Consider the following 21,399-nt stretch of genomic DNA (forward strand, 5'->3'; position numbering starts at 1 on the left):
TCGATAGAAAAATTCTATCGGTCCTTTTTTAGGAAAAAATCAAAAGCTACAGGCTATTTTTGTTTTATCCATGGATGATTGCTTTTTTCTAAATTTTGCGGCAACTCTTCTTGATAGCCTTTACATACCAACCGATTTTTCGATACAATAAACTAATTAGAACGAAGACTAAGAGAGGATATGACATGATCAAAGAAAAACTGAAGTCGAGATTCGGCTTTTTTCTCCTATTAACGCTATTATTATGGGCAAAAAATCTCTTTGCCTATCTCGTAGATTTTGATTTGCGATTGGATAATGCCCTTCAGGTCTTTATCCTGTTGATCAATCCGGTAGCGACTACGATGCTCTTTTTATCGATCTTTTTATTTATTCGCAGAACAAGAGCGGCCTATCTCACGGGCTATCTCATTTACGTATTACTGAGCCTCTTGCTTTTTGCCAATGTTGTCTACTATCAAGAATTTACGGACTTTCTCACCATTGACACGATCTTAGGTGCCGGAAAAGTCGCTAGCGGGTTGGGAGAAAGCGCCATTCGACTATTTAAACCCCATGATATTCTTTATTTTCTAGACTGTCTTGGGTTGTTGGCTGCCCTACTTTTGAAAAAAATCCCTTTGGATACTCGCCCCGTGCGCGCAAAATTTGCCTTTTCAGTTACCGTAGCGTCGCTGCTGTTTCTGGCGGGAAATATTGCGTTGGCAGAAACAAGTCGACCGGGCCTATTAACTAGAACGTTTTCTCGAGATTATTTAGTGAAATACTTGGGAATCAATGCCTATACCGTTTACGACGGCGTCAAAACCTATCAAGTATCGCAAATCCGCGCACAAGCCAGTCCCAATGATATGGAGGTTTTAGCGGAAAAAATCAAGCAACAGCCGAAGGAAACAAACCAGGATTTATTTGGTATTGCGAAAGATAAGAATATTATCTATGTCCATCTAGAAAGTGCCCATCAATTTTTGATCGATTATAAGCTGAAGGATGAAAATGGGGTAGAACATGAGGTCATGCCTTTTGTAAACAGCCTCTATCATAGTCAAAGCTCCTTTAGCTTTGATAATGTGTACCATCAGGTCAGTGCCGGGAAAACCAGCGATGCAGAAACCCTATTAGAAAACTCCTTGTTTGGTCTGAATCAAGGTTCTCTATTTTCACAGTTGGGTGGAAAGAATACTTTTAATGCCGCACCTGCGATTTTAGATCAAAAATTAGGCTATACAACCGCTGCTTTTCACGGAAATGCTGGAAATTTCTGGAATCGCAACGAAACATATAAACGATTTGGTTACCAGTACTTCTTTGACTCCAGCTACTATAGCTCGAATGATAATAATTCTTTCCAATATGGCTTGCACGATAAACCCTTTTTCCAACAATCGGTGAACTATTTGGAACACCTGCAGCAGCCATTTTACGCGAAATTTTTAGCAGTCTCTAATCATTATCCGTTTTCTGAGTTGCCAGAAGCAGAGAACGGCTTTCCAAAGGTAGACACAGGAGATTCAACAATTGACGGGTACTTTGCCACAGCGAATTATACCGATACCGCTATTAAGGAATTCTTTGATTATCTAAAAGCCAGTGGTCTTTACGAAAATTCTATGATCGTTTTGTATGGCGATCACTACGGTATTTCTGATTCACGTATTGAGGCCACTAAAGAATTATTTGGCAAAGAGGATTGGACGACCTTTGATACCATCGAAGCACAAAAGGTGCCTTTGATCATTCATCTTCCGGGACAAGAAAAGGGAACGATCAATCATACTTACGGCGGCCAAATCGATGTCCTGCCCACGCTATTGAATTTAGTCGGTTATGATTCAAGTAATTTAATGCTGTTGGGCAACGATCTGCTTTCTCCTAATCGAGAACAACTAGTCGCCTTCCGTAATGGAGATTTTGTTACAGAGGACTATTCTTACCATAAAGGCGATGTTTACGATAATCAAACGGGTGCCTTATTGAACTTCAGTCAGCCGGAAATTCTGGAAGAAGCCAAAGAAGTTAAAAAGAAAGTCGAGGAACAGCTGGACATCTCCGATCAGATCAACAATGGGGATCTGCTGCGGTTCTATTACGACAGTGGCTTGAGCCCAGTCAAGATTGAGGAAATCAGTTATAAAAATTCAGCGAAAACCTTGAACAGAATTGAGAAAAAGCTTGGTGAAAAATCAACCAGCGTCTTTTCTGAGCACAATCAGCGCTCAACAGAAGATTTGTATAAAACAAAGTCCTTCAAGGAATACGCCGAAGAAGCCAATAACTAGCAAAACGCGAAAGCTGTTTACCAACAGCTTTCGCGTTTTTACTAATGAATCAATTCTTCTACTATTTGCAGCACTCCAGCGTCATCATTCGATGGTGCCTGATTTTTTGCTGTCTCCTTCACGGCAGGGCTGCTCTCCTTCATTGCGTAGCTATATTTCGTCAAAGCCAGCATTTCCAAGTCATTGTTTGCATCGCCAAAGGCCGCCAGTTGATCCGCTTCAAGCGCCCAACCGTCTAACAGCCATTGAATCGCACTGCCCTTCGTAACTCCCGGAATAATAATATCGATACTTCCATGTCCGCTGGATACCGCTGTAATTTTCCCCTTGAAGGCTTGATTTAAATCATCCACTACTTTTGCCGTTTGTGCAATCGGTACATCCAAAGCGAATTTGACAATGTCATCTTCCGGCAATTCATCAAAACTGTCCAATTCCATCAACTCAAAATAGTATAAGGCAGAAAAATCTTTAAAGCGTTGGGTCGCATTTTTTAACATATACGCCGATTTCAGCCCACAAACTACGACTTCAAGTTCATTTGATTCTGCCTGCAGAAACGTCAAAATTTCTGTGACTAGCTGCGGATCAAAATGACTTTCCTTCAATACTTCTTGATCCTTAATGACGATCGCTCCATTTTCAGAGACAAAGGTAATCGCCGCTTCTTTTCCTGGAAAAAAACTTTTTAACTGGTAATATTGATTTCCACTGGCAACAATAAAATGTACATCCTTTTCCTGCATTACCTGAAACACGTTCTCAAAACGCTTACGATCATACTGACCTTTTGAATCTAAAAATGTCCCATCCATATCTACCGCAACTGCTTTTATCATTTGACCCCTCCTGAAAAAATTATTTATGTTTAATTATTACTATGAAGAATCTACCTTGTTTTAGCCTTTTTTGTCAGTCATCTTTTTTCTTTGATTCATTCGATATACTTTAGGGGTTTGGTTAAACCGCTCCTTAAACATTTTTCCAAAATAGCTAGGATTATTGAAGCCACATTTTTGAGCAATGCGATCAACTGTCCAGCTGGTATTCAATAATAATGCGACAGCCATCGACAGTCGATAATCATTGATATATTCCATCGGCTTTTTTTGGGTAAAACGGGCAAAAATACGAAAACACTCCGAACGGCTGATCTTTGCATGCTCACAAATCGTTTGGATCGTAATCCGTTTCATATAATTCTGTTGAATATAGTTCATTACTTCTTTGATTTCTTTTTCATTCTTTTCTGACCGTCTGCTTATTGACGTTTTTTGCTGATCCAGCAAATAGACAAAGATTTTTTCCCAAATCAGACTAAGCTTTGCAAGTACTCTTAGCTCATATCCGGCCGTGTCCTCAATTGCAACTAAATCCTTCAACGCCACAAACAATTCTTGACCGATTGGGCTAGTTCCTTCAAACTTCTTTCCCAAAAAGCCTTTTTCACTGAGTGTTTGAAAATATTTCTGGTAAATCGATCCCGCATTGCCGCCAGTCAATAAATCTGGTGAAAATACAAACGTCAGCATTTCTGCCGAGGTATCTTTCTCTCTTAGTGCAGCTCCATGAAGACTATTAGAGAAAACCACCATGCTGTCGCCTTCATTTAAAACGAACCGTTGATCATTCAAACGATAATCCAAGGTCCCCTTTATCAATAGGTTGATTTCAATTGTCTCATGCCAATGATAATTCAAGATCTGACCAACCGTTTCATTAAAATCATCACGCCAAATACCAAAAGGAAAGGCAGTATCTGGAAACTCCATCAATTCCTTTAGAGTATTGTCTAAGTTAAGTGGTTTTGCTAACACATTATCACGTCCGAAACTATTTTTATAGTATACAAAAGTATTGTAGCTCATATTAGTGTTTTTTGATACTATTTTTTTATAAATAAACTAGTATTTACAAAAAAGACCACTTCCACATAAGTGGAGTGATCTTTAATAGGTCTTATTTAATCGTCTAGCTATTGTTTTTACTTCATTAAATTATAAACATCTCTTGATATCAGAGAAATGGTCTCATAGGAAGTATAATTCTTTGTCATTACGGAGAGGATATAAGGATTCTTCGCATATACAATAGCCACATCATGACGATAATGACTGACATCACCGACCTTATGACCTACCTTTACAGGTAAGTATTTTGGAATACGCTGATCGTCATAAACAGTGTTCGTTAGATACTGATTCGAAACCCCACCCAATTGATAAATAGCTTTCATCAATAGAGCATTGTCTTTCGCTGATGCTTGAAAACTAAACTGTGTCCAGTTTCTCCCAGTAACACGATTAATTTCATTGATAAATGTTCTGTTATAAGAATTTGAGATATAATATCCCAAAAAATTTGAACCAACATTATCTGAATATCTAATCGTATTTTTTAGTACCTCGTTTAATGAGTAGTATTGATTATTGTGTATCTTTGGTAAAATTCCCGCACCAGCTGGTAAATAGGCCCCAGGAAATCCATTCACTCGTGAAGTATATTGTAATTGACGATTTAAAGAGACTTTTCCTTCATTTATTAATTTTTGTGTATAGTAGATATTCGGAAGTTTTGCCGTACTTGCAGCGGTGAAGTTCGTTGTCCCATTGATGGCAGCCGTCTGATTTGCTTTTAAATCCAATACATAGATTCCATAGCTTCCATTTCTATATTTTTTATTCAATAAATTTTGGACTTGTGGAATTTTAGAAACCTGTTTCTTAAAAGCATTAGCTGTACTTCCAGGTGCCGCAGTTCCTTTTCTAACTACAACAATCTGAATCGCTTCCAATCGATAGGCAAAGCCTTCCGTTCCTGAGTTCCCACCATTTCTTGCCCAGCCTAACCAACCAAAGTTCTGACAATGGGTCCGATAGTAGATGTCATAATGCTTGGTTGCATCTCCAGTTAAGTTTATCTGGATTGCCTCCAGACGCTTGGCTTGTCCAGTCGTACCTGCCTGCGCTCCATTTGACACCATCCCCTGCCAACCATAACTTTGGACATGAGTTTTGTATTGAATCCCTCCATTTAAAGAGATCGGCAAATCGGATAGTGTTAATCGTATTGCTTCTAGTCGTTTCGCTTGCCCGGTCGTGCCTGACAGTTGGCCATTCGTTTTTTGACCTTGCCAGCCAATCGACTGAATATGGGTTTGATAGCTTACCTTAGGAATTTTGAATTTGACAAATCCTCGATTCGTTGAGCCAGGTGCTGCAGCGCCTTTTTTCACTACAACCACTTGAATCCCTTCTAAGCGATAAGCGAAGCCTTCTGTTCCAGAATTTTCCCCATTTTTGGCCCAACCTAACCAGCCAAAGGTTTGGCAATGGGTCCGATAGTAGATGTCATAATGCTTAGCTGCTTCTCCAGTTAAGCTTATTTGGATTGCCTCCAAACGTTTGGCCTGACCCGTCGTACCCGCTTGAGATCCATTTGATACCATTCCTTGCCAGCCATAATTCTGTACATGGGTTCTATATTGAATTCCACCCTTTAAAGAGTCTGGCATATCAGATAAATGTAATTGAATCGCTTCTAGACGTTTGGCTTGACCGGTTGTTCCTGAGAGCTGTCCATTGAATTTTTGACCTTGCCAACCAATGGATTGAATATGTGTGCGATAGCTCACTTTGGGAAGCTTATATTTGATAAATTCACGATCCATCGACCCAGGTGCCGCCTGACCTTTCTTAACGATAAGGACCTTGAGTCCTTCTAATCGATAGGCAAAGCCTTCTGTCCCTGCTTTCTCACCATTTTTAGCCCAACCCAGCCAATCAAAACTTTGACTAAACACTTGATAATAGACATCATAATATTGCGCTAACTTTCCAGTTAGTTCAATCTGAACCGCTTCAATCCGTTTGCTAAGTCCAGTCGTTCCGGCGACATCCCCATTTTCTTTGAAATTTTGCCAGCCAATAGATTCAACATGTGTCCGATAACGAATACCTCCCGTAATCCCTTCTGGTAAATGATCCACCGAGATCTGAATTCCTTCTATTCGTTTGTTTTGCCCGGTCGCACCTGAAATCTCGCCGTTGATTTTTTGTTCTTGCCAACCTATAGATTCAACGTGGGTTTTATACTTAACATTGACATCTTGATATTCGCTAAATGGCTTTTTATCACTATCCTCACTAGGCTTTTTGCCTTTCTCAATTAATTGAATTTGAATTCCGCGAACAGCTTCATCATACCCAATCGTTCCAGCATCTTCATTATTCTTTGCCCAACCTAACCAACCAAATTTTTCGGTTTGAACACGATAATACACCCAGTGTGTCTCGGCAATTTCTCCAATCAAATGAATACGTATGGCTTCAATGTAGGAGGTATCTCCAGAAACCTCCCCGTTTTTCTTGGGATTTCCATGTTCAGCCCAGCCATCAGGCTTACTGTAACTTTCATAAACAATCCCATTTGAAGGGGCACTAGTATTTTTAAGAGAAATTTTGATTGCCTGTAGTCCTTTTAATGAAGAACCCTCTGGTATTCCTGAAACCGCTCCATCAGAAACTTCTGACAGCCATCCTTCATCTGCTTTTGTTTGATAATTGACACTAACTCTTTCTTTCGTGTCCGAAGGCTTAGTTTCATTATCCAGATCAGTTGAAGAGCTTTCTTCCACTCTATTATTCATCGAATTTTCTGTTGTTATTTGGCTACTCTCTGTGTTTTCTAATGCCTCAGTTGAAGTTTCTACCTGCGGGTTTAATGTCTGGCTACTATCAACTGTTTCGTTCACTTGATTTGCAGATACATTTTGACTATCTAACCCTACTCCAATGAATAGTTCAAGCAAAAACAAAAAAATCAAACACCCTATTGATTTCTTTTTCATTTTTTCTCCCCCGAATTATTTGAAATTTTTTAATACACCTGATACTCCTGACCCGTTTGTTTGCCTTCAACACTCTTCACGTACGCCATTGCAACCCGTTCCGCGGGTACGGGAACGAACCCTCTAAAGGAATCTTGGAATTTTTCATAGGATTCCACCAGAACATTGGGACTGACACAATTGATCCGTATCCCATGAGTAAAATCAATCGCCGCTGATTTTACAAAGGCCGCGACTCCGCCATTCGCCATCGCTGCCGAAGCCCCACCAGGAATTGGATCGTCCTTCATAATGCCGGTTGTTAGTGTGATACTACCCTCGCGACGCAAATATTTTTGACCGATCAATGCAAGATTGATTTGTCCTAACAGTTTACTTTGAACCGCTACCAAATTATCCTCTGGCGTCATTTCTTCTACTAATTGAAATTTTGCTGTCCCTGAAGCATTAACGATCGCATCCACATGTCCGACCTTTTTGAACATGGTCTCGATACTATCAACCGATGTCAGATCAACCTGCACATCGCCGCTTGTTCTGCCTGCGATGATCAGTTCGTGATGCTCCTTTAATTTCTCAACAATCGCTTGACCGATCGTTCCTTTACCGCCGACGACTAAAATACGCACAACGACTCACTCCTTTTATTTTTCTAAATACTTTTTAGTAGTCATAAGGGTTACACCCGAATGACGTAACTTCTTGTTCCAGATATTTCGCATTGGTTTAATAACAGAATCATGTGCATCCTCAATCAACGTCACAGGATATCCCTCCCTCAAAGCACCCTTACAGGTACTTTGAACACAGGCATTACTCATCAAACCAACCACCACAAACTCTCCCAAATCATGTTCAGCAATTACTTTCTTGAACTCTGGTGATTTGAAGGTATCCATTTGAACCTTTGATACCACCTGGTCTGTCAGTTCTCTATTCACTTTCTGTGAGACCTCACCATAGCCGACTTTTTTAATAAAAATAATTGGATGCTTTTCTCTGTGAAAATGATCAATCAGCGCATTCACATTTGCCAACAGCTTTTCCTTTGCGATCAGTGGTGCTAGTGTGCCTGTTTGTATGTCTACGACCAACAATGCAGTTTGCGACACGCCAATCCCTCCTCTTACTTGCTTTTCATTATATAGCAAATAGAATCGGCTTTCATCTAGTACTTATGATTGAATGATTATTATTCCGTTCACTAGAAGGACCTTTAGCCGCACTCTCAGGTTAAATTCTTCATTTTTTCAATTGATCAAAAAAATAAGTTTCAGTTCTGCTTCCCATAATATCTATCCTGTAAAACTATATGCAAAAAAAGACCTGCCGCAGCAGGTCTAAAACATTAATCTTCTTTTTTATCGAGCTTTTTGTTAATCTTACCAGCAACATCATCTGCTGTTTCTTTTGCTTTGTCCTTTGCTTTCCCGAAGCCTTGTTGAATTTTACCCTTTAATTCAGTTGATTCGTCATCAGTAACTTTTCCTTTAGCTTCGTTGACTTTACCTTTTAGTTCGTCGTTGTTTGCCATAACAAATCCTCCTTTAGTTGATAAAATAATCAAACTTTATCTCTGATTTAATTTTACCATCGGAAAATTTAGATGGCTAAGAATCTGCTCGCTCCTCTAGCAGCCGCTCTACTTGTTGGATTTCCTGTTTAAGCGAGTTGATCCGCTCCGCTTTCAACTCACTGGAAAACGATAACTGCTTCAACCGCTCCAGTTCAATTTTTGCTGCAGCTAATTCAGCCTGAACTTCTATAAGAACGCTTTCATTAATCTCCATTGTATAATTCCTCCCAAGCATCACGCACCAAATACCGACTAATTCTATGCTACACTGCTTTTGAGGTGAAGTAAATGCGAAATACATGGTTGCAGGAGCAATTAGCAGAAATTTCAGATGAAAAATACCAGTTTGTTGTTCATGAGGCGATTAAATATATCGAGCAATTAGAAGACGACAACGAAAGCTTGCAAATTGCTTTAGAAGGTAATATTTGGAGCCCCAAAAAATGGAATGAAAAAACAGAGAAGTAAGCCAAAGCAATTGGCTGCTTCTCTGTTTTTTATCTCTCATCCAAATATCGAATTCCTCGCATCAAGCGTTCAGCGCCATCAATGATTTTTTCTTTTGGAGCACCTAAATTGAACCGAAGATACCTTTTGCCCTCTGCCCCATAAGTTTCTCCCTTCATAATCGCTACCTTTTCCCGTTTCACTAAAACGGTTTGCAGCTCTTCCATTGTATAAGGTAACTGTTCAAGATTGAGCCAGCCGAGGTAAGTGGCTTCGGGAATCTCAAATTGAATTCGTGTATCCTTATCTAGTATTTTTTTCAGTTCGAAGAAATTGGCATCTATGGTTTGATTTAGCTCTTCCACCCAATTTTTTTGATTGTTATAACAGTCCATTGTCGTTAGTAGCGCGGGGTATGGAATCGAAGATAAGCCATCACGTCCCTTCAAAATACGCAAGAATTTTTCCCGCAATCCTTCTTCAGAAAAGATTCCGTAAGATCCACCTAATCCTGGTGAATTAAAGGTTTTAGAGGCAGACGACAATAAAACGACCGGAACGTGGATTTGATCTGCAAAAGCAAGAATAGGCAAATGTATCTTACCCGGTCGACGCACGTCCATATGGATCTCATCGCTGATTATCGCGACTCGATAGCGATTGCACAAAGCAATCAGGTGAGTCAGCTCTTCTTCTGTAAAAACGCGACCAGTCGGATTATGAGGATTGCACAATAAAAAAATTGCTGGTCGTTCAATCGCAAAAACCTTTTCCAATGCCGTGAAATCAATCGTGAACTGTTCATTGACATTCTCCAGTGAGCAGGTGATCAATTCACGTTCGTTCCCACCAATACAGTTAAAAAAGGCATCGTAGCAAGGAGTGAAGGTGACGATTTTATCACCCTTTTGGCTCATTAACTGGATGCATACCGACAAACTGTAGATCACACTGGGAGAATAAACACACCACTCTGGGTCGATCCAACAAGCAAATTCTTGCTGAAACCAATGAGTGATGCTTTTTTTGTAATCTAAATGATTCCAACGAGTATAGCCAAAGAATCCGCGAGTAACTGCTGCTTTTAAACAATCGATCGTTCCATCAGGAAGCATAAAATCTGTGTCCGAAATGGAAAAGGGCAATAGCTCCTTTTCACCGAAGCGATCTTGAACATAGTCCCATTGAGTCGAATAGGTGCCGTAGCGTGAATATTGCTGATCAAAATTGCTCAAGCTCAGCACCCCCTTCATCGAATGAACGAATGACCGCGGAAAGCAATTCAATGGTCGCTTCCACATCTGAGATTTCTACCATCGAATTCCACGAATGACAATAACGAACGGGGACACAGAAAACCAATGTTGGTTTTCCAGCGAATAATTGGACAGAGCCTGCATCCGTACCGCCTCCGCCAAGTAAGTCGTATTGCCAAGGAAGGTGATTTTTTTCAGCGACTTCTCTACAATAATCTAGCAGTTTCATATTCCCTAATGCGGTTTTATCTGCTAAAACCAGCCCTGGACCGTTTCCTTGGATACGATTAGGCATTTCTGCGGCACGCGGGGTGTCTTTTCCATTAGCAACATCAATCACGATATTGATGTCTGCATCCACCTGCGCGGCAGCGACCTTGGAGCCGCGGGTTCCCGCTTCTTCTTGGACAGTTCCAACTCCGATCACCTCGATCGTCTTTGTGTCAACCTGATTTTTGACTTGCGCCATGATGGTACACGCCACTCGATCATCCAACGCTTTGCCGATAATTTTTTTCTGATTAAAACTTTTCTTGGCCAGCGTATTCGGTAGAATCATGTCCCCAATCTGTAAGCCGGCTGCTTCCAGCTCTGTTTTTGAATGAACACCGAAATCAATGTACAACTCACTGAGGGGGACAACCTCTGTCATTTTGTGGCTGCTTTTGGGCAGTGTTCCCACGATTCCTTCCAAAACAGTTCCATTCTTGCGGCAAGTCGCCCTAACCTGTTGCCCCAAAACCACATGGCCCCACCAGCCGCCAATTGGATAAAAGTAAACAAACCCATCATCAGTGATGCGATGAACAAAAAAGCCTACCTCATCCATATGTGCATACAAAGCAATTTTTTTCTTTTTCGTGGCTAAATCACCAAAATATAAATTCCCAAATGTGTCCTTCTTTACTGGCCCTTGGATTGTTTTTTGCAAGGCTTGCTGTACCTGTGTTTCTTGTCCTGGCAATGCATCTAAATTGGATAGCTGCATCAATAATTTATCCGTTGCAGTCAATGGTCATCCACTCCTTGTTAAAATGTGTCAAAATTTCCGCATCCCCGGCTTCATTTACCAAAACATCGTCTTCGATCCGAATACCAAACCCTTTTTCAGTCCAATAGATGCCGGGCTCAATGGTAAAGATCATATTTTTTTCAATCGTCAGTGATTCTTGCGGAGACAATCCTGGATATTCATGGCAAGATAGCCCGATACCATGTCCTAGATTATGGCTAAAATAGTGCGCTAAATTTTCATGTTGCAACGCTCGCCGTGCAGTTTGATCAATTTCACCTAAGGTTTTCCCTACAGCTATGGTTTGAATCGCATGTTTTTGAGCTGCTAAAACTTTTTGATAGGTTTCTTTGATACGAGTCGCCACCTCCCCAAAACCAAAGGTTCGTGTAATATCAGAATAGTAACCTTCGTAGATCGAACCAAAATCAATCATAAGCAATTCATTGGCTGCAATCTTTTTATTGCTTGCATGAGCATGAGGCAACGCAGTTCGTACACCAGAAGCTACGATTGTTTCAAACGCAGGACCTTCACTACCTAATTTTTTGCTATGATAATCGATTTCATTGGCTAATTCTCGTTCCGTCATCCCGACTCGAATCATCGGTAGAATCAGCTCTAATGTTTGATCAGCAATCTTTGCCGCTTGTTTGATGGCGTGAATTTCTTCGGGCGTTTTACGCATACGTAATTCTTCAATCAGATTTTTCGTCGCTACCAATCGACCACTGACTTCTTCCATTAATGCTTGGAAACGAATAAAACTTTGATAATCAATCGTTCCCGCCTCAAAACCAAGTGTTGCTCCTTTAACAAATGGGCGAACCACTTCGATCAAGCTGCCGCCAACCGGAATCTCGTAAATATCTACTCCTTGGGTTTGCTGCTGGGCTTGTTGGGTATAACGTCCGTCGATGAATAAGTATGAGTGATTCTCGGTAACGAGTAACAGACCGTTTGATCCCGTGAATCCGCACAAATAGCGACGATTAATCTTATTTGTTACTAGCAGGCCGGTCAGATTTTCTTCAATTAATTTTTTTCGTAATTCAGTTAGTTTCATTCGCTATGCTCCTTAAAGCAAAAAGGACAGTCCATGCTGTCCTTTTTGGCTAGAAATCAATATCGGTTAAATATTGTTCATCGTCATCTGAAATGACAGAATTGGCTTTTTCAGCTTCTAATAATGCTTCACGTTCTAATTCCTGTTTCTCTAACACCTTAAAGAATGGTAAGTACAGGCCAAAGGACATTGCGACTTGAATTACCTGAATAATGATTGAGCGCCAGTCAAAACCTGTCAGAAATCCCTCCATGAAGACTGGAACATAAGGCGGATCAAAAATCGGGAAATTTAATAGACCGAGTTTCATACAAATCATCGGGAACATTCCTACAAGCGCACCCCCGAAAATGAACGGGATCATCAACACAGGATTCAGAATGATTGGGACACCAAAGAGCACTGGCTCATTGATCCCGAACAGTGATGGTAGTAATGCGACTGCTCCGACTTTTTTATAGCGTAAGGATTTGCTGATTAGCATCGCCATCACCAAACCAATCGTTACTCCAGAACCAGTGAAGTTCGCATAAGCGGATAAAGTGCCTCCAGTAATTACATGACTTAAGGGTTCTCCTGCTTCATGGGCAGCAATATTTTCTGATAAATACTGTACTGCAATCGGTGAAAGGATTGGCGACAATACGGCTGAATGAATTCCGAAAAACCAGAAAACAAGGCGCAAAACCAACACTAGGTAGATGATCCATAGTGAATCTAGACTTCCGATCGCCGGAGCTAAAATATCCATGATCACTTGTGGCAATAATACCCCACCAGATAGGCTGTCAGTGATTGCACGAATAGCAATGAAGAGTACCCCGATAGCCGCAGTTGGTGTAATCAATTCAAATGAACTAGAGACAAAATCCGGTACCCCTTCAGGCATCTTGATTACCAGTTTATGTTTGGTAAAGAACTGATACAGCTTAACGGAAATAATGGCTATGAATATCGCGGTAAACAGTCCTTTTGAATCTAGATAACTAGCGACGATATTTCCGTTGTCATCAACATCCATCGCTACAATGAGAAAAGCAATTGCGGAAAGCATCATCGAACCAACAGTATACAGCTTGTAATGTTCACTTAAGAAATACGAAATTGCCAACACTGCATATAATCCAACAAGACCTAGTGAAACCTTAGAAATAATGCCAAAGATATACCCATAATTTTCAAACCAGTTCGCAACCCCTTGCGTCTTGATAAACTCTGGAATTGATGGGAAAATTGCTGCAATAGAACCCAACAACAGCACCGGAGTCATAACGACCATTCCCTTTTTGATGGCCGTTAAGTACGGATTACTGTCCACTTTGTTCGCAACTGGAACCAATGTTTTTCGAATGAATGCTTCCACTTTATCAAAGGCACTCTGTTTCTTTGGATTTTCCATTTTTTTCACTCCTAACTATTTTGTTTTTAGTGCTTGATTTTTTCTGTACGCTACTAAAGCCTGCTTCATAACAGTCGCTCCATCCATAGAACCATAGATATCTGATGTTAGTAGGACGGTCGGTTTATTGATTTTATCAGCTTCTCCCTTAATGAAATCGTATTTATGACTTAATTGTGGGCCTACTAAAATCACATCGTAATCATTGATATACCGTTCCAGCTTATCAACTCCGATCGCCTCCATTGGATAGTCCTTTTCGTCTAGACTTTTTGATTCCTTCACTACTTTTTTCATCGACTCCATCATCATAGTCGTTGAAAAACCGCCTGCACAAACTAGTAATGTTTTCATGTTCTAAATCCTCCTAATTCATTTTTATCTTATTGCAAAGCCTTGGCTTCGCTTTGTTCCTTTAACATACCGATCATTTCTTCAATCAAATCCCGAGCTAAAATACTGGTCATCAAGTGGTCTTGCGCATGAACCATCAACAAACTCGTTTCGGTCTTATCGCCGTTGATTTCCCCAGTGATTAATTTGGTTTGCACATCATGTGCGTCGATACTTTTTTCTTTGGCTTCCTGCATTTTTGCTTCGGCTTCAGTAAATTTCCCTTTGCGGGCTAGTCGCAACGCTTCAAACGCAGACCCTCGTGAATCACCTGCCGCGGAAATAATTTTAAAAATATCCATTTCTTGCTCATTCATTGTTTTATCCTTCTTTCATTAAGCTTTTCATATAAGACTTGAAGTCTTGAAAGTTTGTGATTTTTGTTAGCTGTGTATCTAGCATCGGATCATCCATCATCTTGATCATCAAACGACTAATTTCTTTATGCAGGTTCAAATGATCCTTCTTGATATTGATCAAAAAAATGATTCGGACCTTCTTTTCTCGATAGATTAGCGGTTTTTTTAGTAAAATCACATCAATGACTTCTTTGATCGCCGCCTGCTCCATCGGATGAGGACCTGCCACGCCCTGCTGATATATCGTATCAATCATCTTTTCCCTGTTTAGAACACTTTGTTTAAAGCCCTGTTTCACCCAGCCTTGTTCCTCTAGGTGAGCGCCTTCATTTTCTAAAAGAGTTAGATAATCCTCTGACTGCTCTTTAATTTGAAACCATTCGTCAGCGAATAGGCTGAGAATAAATTGATGCACATCGAAAACTTTATTTTGCGACTCCCGCAACAGGTTTAAATCCTTTTCGATCTTTGTGATCTCTGCTTGACTTAAAATTGTTTTGGTATAAATGATAGGTATCTCAAAATCTGCTTGTTCTAACGGGACAGTAGAGATCAAGAGATCAAAGCTCGCATCAATTTGATCCATTTCATTTAGGGCGAATGTTTCGACCTCTGCATTGTTGAACAGTCGTTCCAGATTGACCTTCAATAAATAGGCTGCTCCTCCACCCGTTGAACAAATAACGGCAATTTTTTGATAATCATCAATCACTTGATTGGATTGTTTTTCTAAGCTCGCCGCAAAATAAATCGCTACATATCCGATCTCATCTTTGCTGATATCCGTATCCAAATCTTTATTTAATTCATTGATAAAGACCATCGCCACATTGAAAACATTGGCATATTGTGTGTAAATATCTTCAATGATAGGATTTTCCAACTGATGCCCCGTATAGAGCCGCTGCAATAAAGGTGCCACATGCATCAATAATGCATTCGCTAAACCTTGATCCTTGCGAAACTCTGTATGATATTGTCGATCAACATGCTCCAAGGCCTTTTCAATCGCCTGCTTTAATTGCTGGTTCCCGTCACCATTCTCAAGGACTGTGAATTTGCCTCGCAGCTGTTCTTCTAAATAATTTTTCTCTACATTTGAAAAAACTAAATCATACGTCTCCTCTAAATAGGCCACCAGTTCTTCCGTCAAACGTTCATAGCCATCAATAATCGTTGTTTCTGCAGCTTCATCGTTGCTTAATGTATTGTTTTGCAACATTCGAAAGCTCAGCAGTCGAATATGTTGAACGATATTCTCATACACAATGTCACTAATCTTCAACTGATTTTTTTGCAGCTGCTCTTGTAAAAAGTGACGCAAAGCTGCTTCATCAAAGGTGAAATTAAATTCCTTGTATTTCTCCGTTAACACGGGTGTATGAAGGGTGTTGCGAATCAAATATAGAATTGCCCGCCGCTTCTTGCTTTCCGTTCCCAGGATCTTCAATCCATAATGGGCTTTGCTAAAAAGTGATAACTCATAGTCCGTACAAAATTGTTCCACCTGTTTAATATCCGCTTTGACTGTTGACAGGCTAACATCCAGCCATTCTGCAATCTGCTGCATCGTAATGTATTCTTCATGGAACAAAAGTAACAGTTCGATATTTTTGATTCGCTCCTGAGGACTTGAATGATCCACCTGCTCCTGCTGCTTTGATTGCATCAAATAACTTCGGAATCTATCATTGTCGAGAACCTTCAACTGATAACCCGCTGAACGAATCCGTTCGACTGTGAAGCCTTCATTCGCCCCTATCTCCTTTAGCCATTTGATATCATTTGCCAGCGTTCGCTCTGATATTTGAAATTCAGCGGCCAATGCCTTGGGAGCAATCGCTTGCTTCTTCGCATATAAGTATTCAACAATTTTTTCTTGTCTCATAACTACCTCCCGCTTACAAATAAAACTATACAATGTAAGCCCTTTACTTAAAATGGCAACTTTTACAAATTAAACATGCAAAAATAAACTGATTGAAAACTGCCGCTTATTATTTTTGCACAACTAGTTATAAAATAGAAAGCCATCGTTTTGCATACTACCTAACAAACTGACTTATATCAATAGTAGAAAGAATAATTTTTATCCAACTTGTACAGATAGAATAACAAACAAGCATTTTCATTTAGCTGATTTATAATTAGAGAAACACCTTCATACGTATACGATTCTGCTAAACTTCTTACTAGTAGGACTCTCTAAACCAGTTTTCTTTTTTTGATTGTAAACTCTGCGAAAAGCAAAACTGACAGCTAGCTCAGTCTTGAGGGGGATTTTTCAAAATCGAAAAATCTTTCATTTTCGTACGTCTATCATTTTGCTAAACAGCCTTATTTGAATAATATCTAAGGCAATAGTAAAAACACTCTTTTCTTACACACTGCGAAAAGCAAAACTGACAAAAAAATAAGCCCTTCTGATTTGAAGGACTTATGTTTGATGGGGAATTTTTAGCACTTGATATATGAATATCCTTTTTCTTGCAGTTCTACTAATCCGATCACACCGGACTCGATAATCTCTACTTGTTCATGCATTTGCTTCGAGCGGACGTGGAAAGTGCGCATCGAATGGTGGCATGCTTGATAAGTTACATTCGGGTATTCCTTCATAAATTTGATAACCCGTGGCAGTAGATAGCCTTGGATCGCCTCGCCATTCATTAACAAGACAATATCTGCATCGGGCTCGGACAGTAGAATATGCTCAATATCATGACGGGCCTCTCTAATCATTCCCAACTCATCAACGTGAAAAACTACTTTCATTTGTAACGCCTCCTCTGACTTCTCTTAATGGGTAAAGCCATAATTTTTTATTTCAGTCTCTTCATGAAAGACTAAGTGACTATTCTCCAACTCTTTGATTGCTTCTTTCAAATCCTCAATAAAATCATGGGCTAAGCTCATTCCAAAATCACTGCGCACCACGATTCGTTGAATCACTTGATGATCCAAATTTTTTGGCAGCGGATAAGAAGGAACCTGCCAGCCCTTCATCAATAAGCGATCTGACAAATCGTACAGTGTCCATCGACGATCGTCATCTTTTGCCAATTTATAACAGACTAACGGCAATTGACTGCCATCATTGATAATCTCAAAATGGCGGGATCGTTCAATTTCCTTCGCTAGATAAACAGCTACATCATGTGTCCGTTGATGGATACTACGATAGCCATCAAAACCAAAACGGACAAAATTGTAATACTGGCCAATCATTTGAGATGCACTATGAGAAAAATTAATTGCCATGGTTGGCATCTCTCCGCCTAGATAGCTAACTTTAAACACCAGCTCTTTCGGTAAGTATTGTTCATCGCGCCAAACAATCCAGCCAACGCCGGGATAAACCAACCCATATTTGTGCCCCGAAGTATTGATCGAAATGACATTTTTCAATTGAAAATCCCACTCCAGCTCTGGTTCAACAAATGGCGCGTAAAGGCCTCCAGAGGCAGCATCTACATGGATATAGACCTTGTGCTCGGTTTGCTGATTGTATTCTTCAACTAATTGATTTAATTTTTTGATGTCATCATATTGTCCGGTGTAGGTAATTCCTAAAATCCCAACAATCCCAATCGTATATTCATCAGCCGCTTCCAGCGCTTTTTCAACATCCAATGATAAATGATCCTCAGACATAGGAATCTCTCGCAACTCAATATCCCAATAGACGCAAAATTTCTCCCAACAAACTTGATAACCAGAAGAAATAATTAAATTCGGTTTCTTCGCTTGGATATCGACACCTAGTTTTTCAGCTCGCTTGCGCCAAGCAAATTTCATTGCCATGCCGCCTAACATACATGCTTCTGACGAACCGATCGTAGATGTTCCGATATATTTTTCTGGTCCTCGGGCATGCCAAAGATCAGCTATGATATTCACACAACGGTTCTCCATTTCAGCCGTTCGAGGATATTCTGATTTGTCGATCATATTTTTGTCCAATGTCTCACTCATTAACTTAACTGCTTCCGGCTCCATAAAGGTTTGACAAAAGGTCGCTAAATTCAAGCGGGAGTTTCCTTCATCTAACAAATCATCCTTGATCATTTGATAAGCAATTCGCGGTTCAATCGACGTTTCGCCTAAATGATAGGAAGGTAATAACTCATCTTCAGCCATTGACCCAAAAATGGGATCTAAATAGCCCGCCTCACGTCGATCTTTCTTTCCATAAAGCATTCAACCACATCTCCTCTAGAAATAAATAGCTCGATTCTTTTACCGTTGAAGAAAAAATTCCTACTACTTTAAGAGTAGCTGAAAGCGCTAAAAAATTCAAAAGAATTCCATCCGTTTTGACGGGTTAATCTCGCATTTGTCTTGATTCCGACAAAATAAGTGGAATTTTCCAAAAAAAATAGCGCTTTTTTAAATAAAAGACTTTCTTTTTGCTTGTGAATCTATTATTTTGGTAGTAGTATGCAAAAAAAATTAGCGGAGGACGCATTATGTCTTATCAAGAAATGCTTTTCACCTTCTTAGGTGGGCTGGGAATTTTCCTTTTCGGGATCAAATATTTGGGAGACGGCTTACAAAAAGCAGCCGGAAACCGATTAAGAGAAATTCTGAATCGTTTCACTTCAACCCCTTTTCGCGCCGTCTTAGCCGGAATTATTGTAACTGGCTTGATCCAGAGTAGCTCCGGTACAACTGTTTTAGCTGTCGGGCTCGTCAGTGCTGGTTTTATGACCTTGCGACAGGCCATCGGGGTTATCATGGGGGCGAACGTGGGAACGACTGTCACCGCTTTCATCATTGGCTTTAACTTGAGCGCCTATTCTTTACCGATTATCGGTGCTGGTGCCATTTTACTATTTTTCTCGAAACGGACCTCATTACAATCAATTGGACAAATCTTATTCGGCTTTGGTGCCCTTTTCTACGGCTTAAAATTGATGGGAAATGCCATGGATCCATTAAAGGATTTGCCGCAGTTCAATGAATTAATGCTCAGTGTTGCTGACCATCCTGTCTTAGGCGTTGGTATTGGGACTCTTTTAACGATGGTCTTACAAAGCTCAAGTGCAACAATTGGGATTTTACAACAGCTCTACATGCAAGGCAGTGTCACGCTTACAGCAGCTCTTCCTATTCTCTTCGGCGATAATATTGGAACGACCATTACTGCGGTCATCGCTTGTCTTGGTGCTAGTGTTGCCGCAAAAAGGACTGCTGCTTCTCATGTAATCTTTAATCTGGTCGGTGCAGTTATTTTCACTTTATTACTATCGCCATTTACTAGACTAGTTATGCTATTTGCAAGTTCATTAGGATTGAATCCTGCCATGCAGATAGCCTTTGCTCATGGGCTCTTTAACCTGTCAAACTTGGCAATTCAATTCTGGTTTATCCCTCAAATTGAAATGCTGGTGAAGAAGATTGTTCCTGGTAGTGAGAAGAATTTGAATATCCGCTCGGTTACGTTGAGTGAACCGATCATTCATACCTCATCAGTGATGGCAATTGAACAAGCCAAAAGTGAAGTCATCCAGATGGGTAGCTATGTGCTTTCTTCAGTGAAATCCGCCCGTAAATACTATAATGATACCAAGGAAGAATGGCGCGACGATGTTCTGCAATACGAAGATGCCATTAACCAATGTGATATTGAATTAACCGAATACTTAGTAAAAATCTCAGCAACTGTCCTAACCCCCTTAGAGAGTCAGGAACAAGCAATGCTGTTGGAATTTACCAAAGACTTCGAGCGGATTGGTGATCACTCCATGAACATCATTCGCTATGTTGAGGAATCAATTGCACTTGAAGAAAAGCAACGTGCAAAAGACAAACGAAATCGTACAAAATCTACTAATAGTCGTGAGACATTTTTACTTCATGATGAACATCTTGAATTACTTTTTGATAAGGTGCTAAAAAATATTCGGGATGCATTGCAAGTGCTAGAAAATGACGATGTCGAATTAGCACAAAAAATGTTAGACCGTGAAGAAGAGATTAACCAACTCGTGGAATTACTACGAAAGAAATATATTCGCTTAATGACCAAAGGTGAAGGTCGCGCAGCGGATGGCGTATTACTGATCGATATTAGCTCCAATCTCGAACGCTCCAGCGATCGTACGCTGCATATCGCGAAATACTTCTTAGGAAATAAATACAACTTCAAATACGATACTTCAAACTTCCACTATGAAGAACCTGAAGATGACGCGTCAGGCGATTCAATTGGGACAAACGGTGAAGTACTGGATTAGCTAAAAAAGCGCGACATGCTTCTTTATAAAGAACAGCATGTCGCGCTTTTCGCTTTTTTAAAGATGGCAAGATCGTTTCTCTTTTCCTCCACTATCAAAAGAGGGACAGTTCCCTTAATAAACAATAACTATTCAACCTTTCATGATCGTAAGGTTACCACCACTTTCGTAAGTATTTTAACCCTCAAGTCCTTGATATGATGAATACATCAAAGAAAGGGAGTTGGAACTTATGGATACAGTAACAATAGTTTTGTTGGGTTGGGGTCTTTATTCAGTTATTAATTATTTTGAAAAACGAGGTCAGCGAGGCAAAGCTGTTCTCTCCACTTTATTAGTCAGTTTAGTAATTATTTTAGGAAATGTATTTGGCAATTTTGCTGGTGCTTCTCAGTTAGGACTACCGAGATTAGTTTTAACTGTTGGAGCGAGTGCTCTTATTCTTACATTCTTTATTTTCCTACCTGCATTATTTAAACCCAAAAAATAAAAACTAGGAAAAAGATTCTTTTGTCGGGAATCTT

20 protein-coding genes are annotated in these 21,399 nt (G+C 40.1%); 4 read left to right on the forward strand and 16 right to left on the reverse strand.

The annotated features are described in order from the left end of the window. Positions 1 to 185: 185 nt before the first annotated feature. A complete protein-coding gene (locus IGI44_RS18205) occupies positions 186 to 2,279 on the forward strand; it encodes an LTA synthase family protein (protein ID WP_438789352.1) in 2,094 nt (697 codons plus the stop codon). A gap of 41 nt (positions 2,280 to 2,320) precedes the next feature. Here IGI44_RS18205 and IGI44_RS18210 read toward each other — a convergent pair whose 3' ends face one another. The 7 genes from IGI44_RS18210 to IGI44_RS18240 all read right to left on the reverse strand — a co-directional run bounded on the left by IGI44_RS18210 (position 2,321) and on the right by IGI44_RS18240 (position 8,918). Beyond that, positions 2,321 to 3,118, reverse strand: coding sequence for a Cof-type HAD-IIB family hydrolase (locus IGI44_RS18210; RefSeq protein WP_438789353.1), 798 nt, complete (start codon positions 3,116 to 3,118; stop codon positions 2,321 to 2,323). 60 nt (positions 3,119 to 3,178) lie between these two features. Next, positions 3,179 to 4,096 (reverse strand): AraC family transcriptional regulator, encoded by a 918-nt coding sequence (locus IGI44_RS18215; protein WP_438789354.1) that lies wholly within the window; start codon positions 4,094 to 4,096, stop codon positions 3,179 to 3,181. Between the two features lie 167 nt (positions 4,097 to 4,263). Further along, the gene (locus tag IGI44_RS18220; protein WP_438789355.1) at positions 4,264 to 7,128 is read right to left on the reverse strand and encodes a serine hydrolase; all 2,865 of its coding nucleotides are present in this window, start codon (positions 7,126 to 7,128) and stop codon (positions 4,264 to 4,266) included. 29 nt (positions 7,129 to 7,157) lie between these two features. Then, positions 7,158 to 7,757, reverse strand: coding sequence for a short chain dehydrogenase (locus tag IGI44_RS18225; RefSeq protein ID WP_438789356.1), 600 nt, complete (start codon positions 7,755 to 7,757; stop codon positions 7,158 to 7,160). A 15-nt stretch (positions 7,758 to 7,772) separates the two neighbouring features. Continuing rightward, complete coding sequence (locus IGI44_RS18230) at positions 7,773 to 8,240, reverse strand: cysteine hydrolase family protein (protein ID WP_438789357.1); 468 nt, start codon at positions 8,238 to 8,240, stop codon at positions 7,773 to 7,775. 236 nt (positions 8,241 to 8,476) lie between these two features. After that, positions 8,477 to 8,662, reverse strand: a complete 186-nt coding sequence (locus tag IGI44_RS18235; RefSeq protein ID WP_438789358.1) for a CsbD family protein — start codon at positions 8,660 to 8,662, stop codon at positions 8,477 to 8,479. Between the two features lie 76 nt (positions 8,663 to 8,738). Then, positions 8,739 to 8,918 carry a hypothetical protein gene (locus IGI44_RS18240; RefSeq protein WP_438789359.1) on the reverse strand — a complete coding sequence of 60 codons (180 nt, stop codon included), beginning with the start codon at positions 8,916 to 8,918 and terminating at the stop codon, positions 8,739 to 8,741. A 74-nt stretch (positions 8,919 to 8,992) separates the two neighbouring features. On the opposite strand from IGI44_RS18240, the gene IGI44_RS18245 reads away from it, so the two are divergent. Next, the gene (locus IGI44_RS18245; protein ID WP_438789360.1) at positions 8,993 to 9,172 is read left to right on the forward strand and encodes a hypothetical protein; all 180 of its coding nucleotides are present in this window, start codon (positions 8,993 to 8,995) and stop codon (positions 9,170 to 9,172) included. Between the two features lie 29 nt (positions 9,173 to 9,201). On the opposite strand, the gene IGI44_RS18250 is transcribed toward IGI44_RS18245, so the two are convergent. The 9 genes from IGI44_RS18250 to IGI44_RS18290 form a co-directional block, all read right to left on the reverse strand. Beyond that, complete coding sequence (locus IGI44_RS18250) at positions 9,202 to 10,386, reverse strand: MalY/PatB family protein (RefSeq protein ID WP_438789361.1); 1,185 nt, start codon at positions 10,384 to 10,386, stop codon at positions 9,202 to 9,204. Next, a complete protein-coding gene (locus tag IGI44_RS18255; protein ID WP_438789362.1) occupies positions 10,373 to 11,419 on the reverse strand; it encodes a M42 family metallopeptidase in 1,047 nt (348 codons plus the stop codon). The genes IGI44_RS18250 and IGI44_RS18255 overlap by 14 nt, the downstream gene beginning before the upstream one ends. Further along, positions 11,403 to 12,485, reverse strand: a complete 1,083-nt coding sequence (locus IGI44_RS18260; RefSeq protein WP_438789363.1) for a M24 family metallopeptidase — start codon at positions 12,483 to 12,485, stop codon at positions 11,403 to 11,405. Before IGI44_RS18260 ends, IGI44_RS18255 begins: the two co-directional genes overlap by 17 nt. Positions 12,486 to 12,534: 49 nt before the next feature. Further along, positions 12,535 to 13,884: a PTS sugar transporter subunit IIC gene (locus tag IGI44_RS18265; RefSeq protein ID WP_438789364.1), complete on the reverse strand. Its 1,350-nt coding sequence runs from the start codon at positions 13,882 to 13,884 to the stop codon at positions 12,535 to 12,537. Between the two features lie 15 nt (positions 13,885 to 13,899). Then, the gene (locus IGI44_RS18270; protein WP_438789365.1) at positions 13,900 to 14,238 is read right to left on the reverse strand and encodes a PTS sugar transporter subunit IIB; all 339 of its coding nucleotides are present in this window, start codon (positions 14,236 to 14,238) and stop codon (positions 13,900 to 13,902) included. Between the two features lie 29 nt (positions 14,239 to 14,267). After that, positions 14,268 to 14,594, reverse strand: coding sequence for a PTS lactose/cellobiose transporter subunit IIA (locus tag IGI44_RS18275; RefSeq protein WP_438789366.1), 327 nt, complete (start codon positions 14,592 to 14,594; stop codon positions 14,268 to 14,270). Between the two features lie 4 nt (positions 14,595 to 14,598). Further along, the gene (locus IGI44_RS18280) at positions 14,599 to 16,524 is read right to left on the reverse strand and encodes a BglG family transcription antiterminator (protein ID WP_438789367.1); all 1,926 of its coding nucleotides are present in this window, start codon (positions 16,522 to 16,524) and stop codon (positions 14,599 to 14,601) included. A gap of 569 nt (positions 16,525 to 17,093) precedes the next feature. Continuing rightward, entirely contained in the window at positions 17,094 to 17,411 is a 318-nt protein-coding gene (locus tag IGI44_RS18285) for a DsrE family protein (RefSeq protein WP_438789368.1), read from the reverse strand. Positions 17,412 to 17,435: 24 nt separating this feature from the next. Then, complete coding sequence (locus tag IGI44_RS18290; protein ID WP_438789369.1) at positions 17,436 to 18,836, reverse strand: glutamate decarboxylase; 1,401 nt, start codon at positions 18,834 to 18,836, stop codon at positions 17,436 to 17,438. Between the two features lie 269 nt (positions 18,837 to 19,105). Between IGI44_RS18290 and IGI44_RS18295 the strand changes: the two genes are divergently transcribed. Together IGI44_RS18295 and IGI44_RS18300 are read left to right on the forward strand one after the other, a co-directional pair. Next, on the forward strand, positions 19,106 to 20,875 hold the full coding sequence (locus IGI44_RS18295) for a Na/Pi cotransporter family protein (RefSeq protein WP_438789370.1): 1,770 nt from the start codon (positions 19,106 to 19,108) through the stop codon (positions 20,873 to 20,875). Positions 20,876 to 21,107: 232 nt separating this feature from the next. Next, positions 21,108 to 21,365: a hypothetical protein gene (locus IGI44_RS18300; protein WP_438789371.1), complete on the forward strand. Its 258-nt coding sequence runs from the start codon at positions 21,108 to 21,110 to the stop codon at positions 21,363 to 21,365. The last annotated feature ends 34 nt before the right edge of the window (positions 21,366 to 21,399 follow it).

This window comes from Enterococcus sp. DIV0756 (genome assembly GCF_051710745.1).
In the GTDB taxonomy this organism is placed as follows: domain Bacteria; phylum Bacillota; class Bacilli; order Lactobacillales; family Enterococcaceae; genus Enterococcus_A.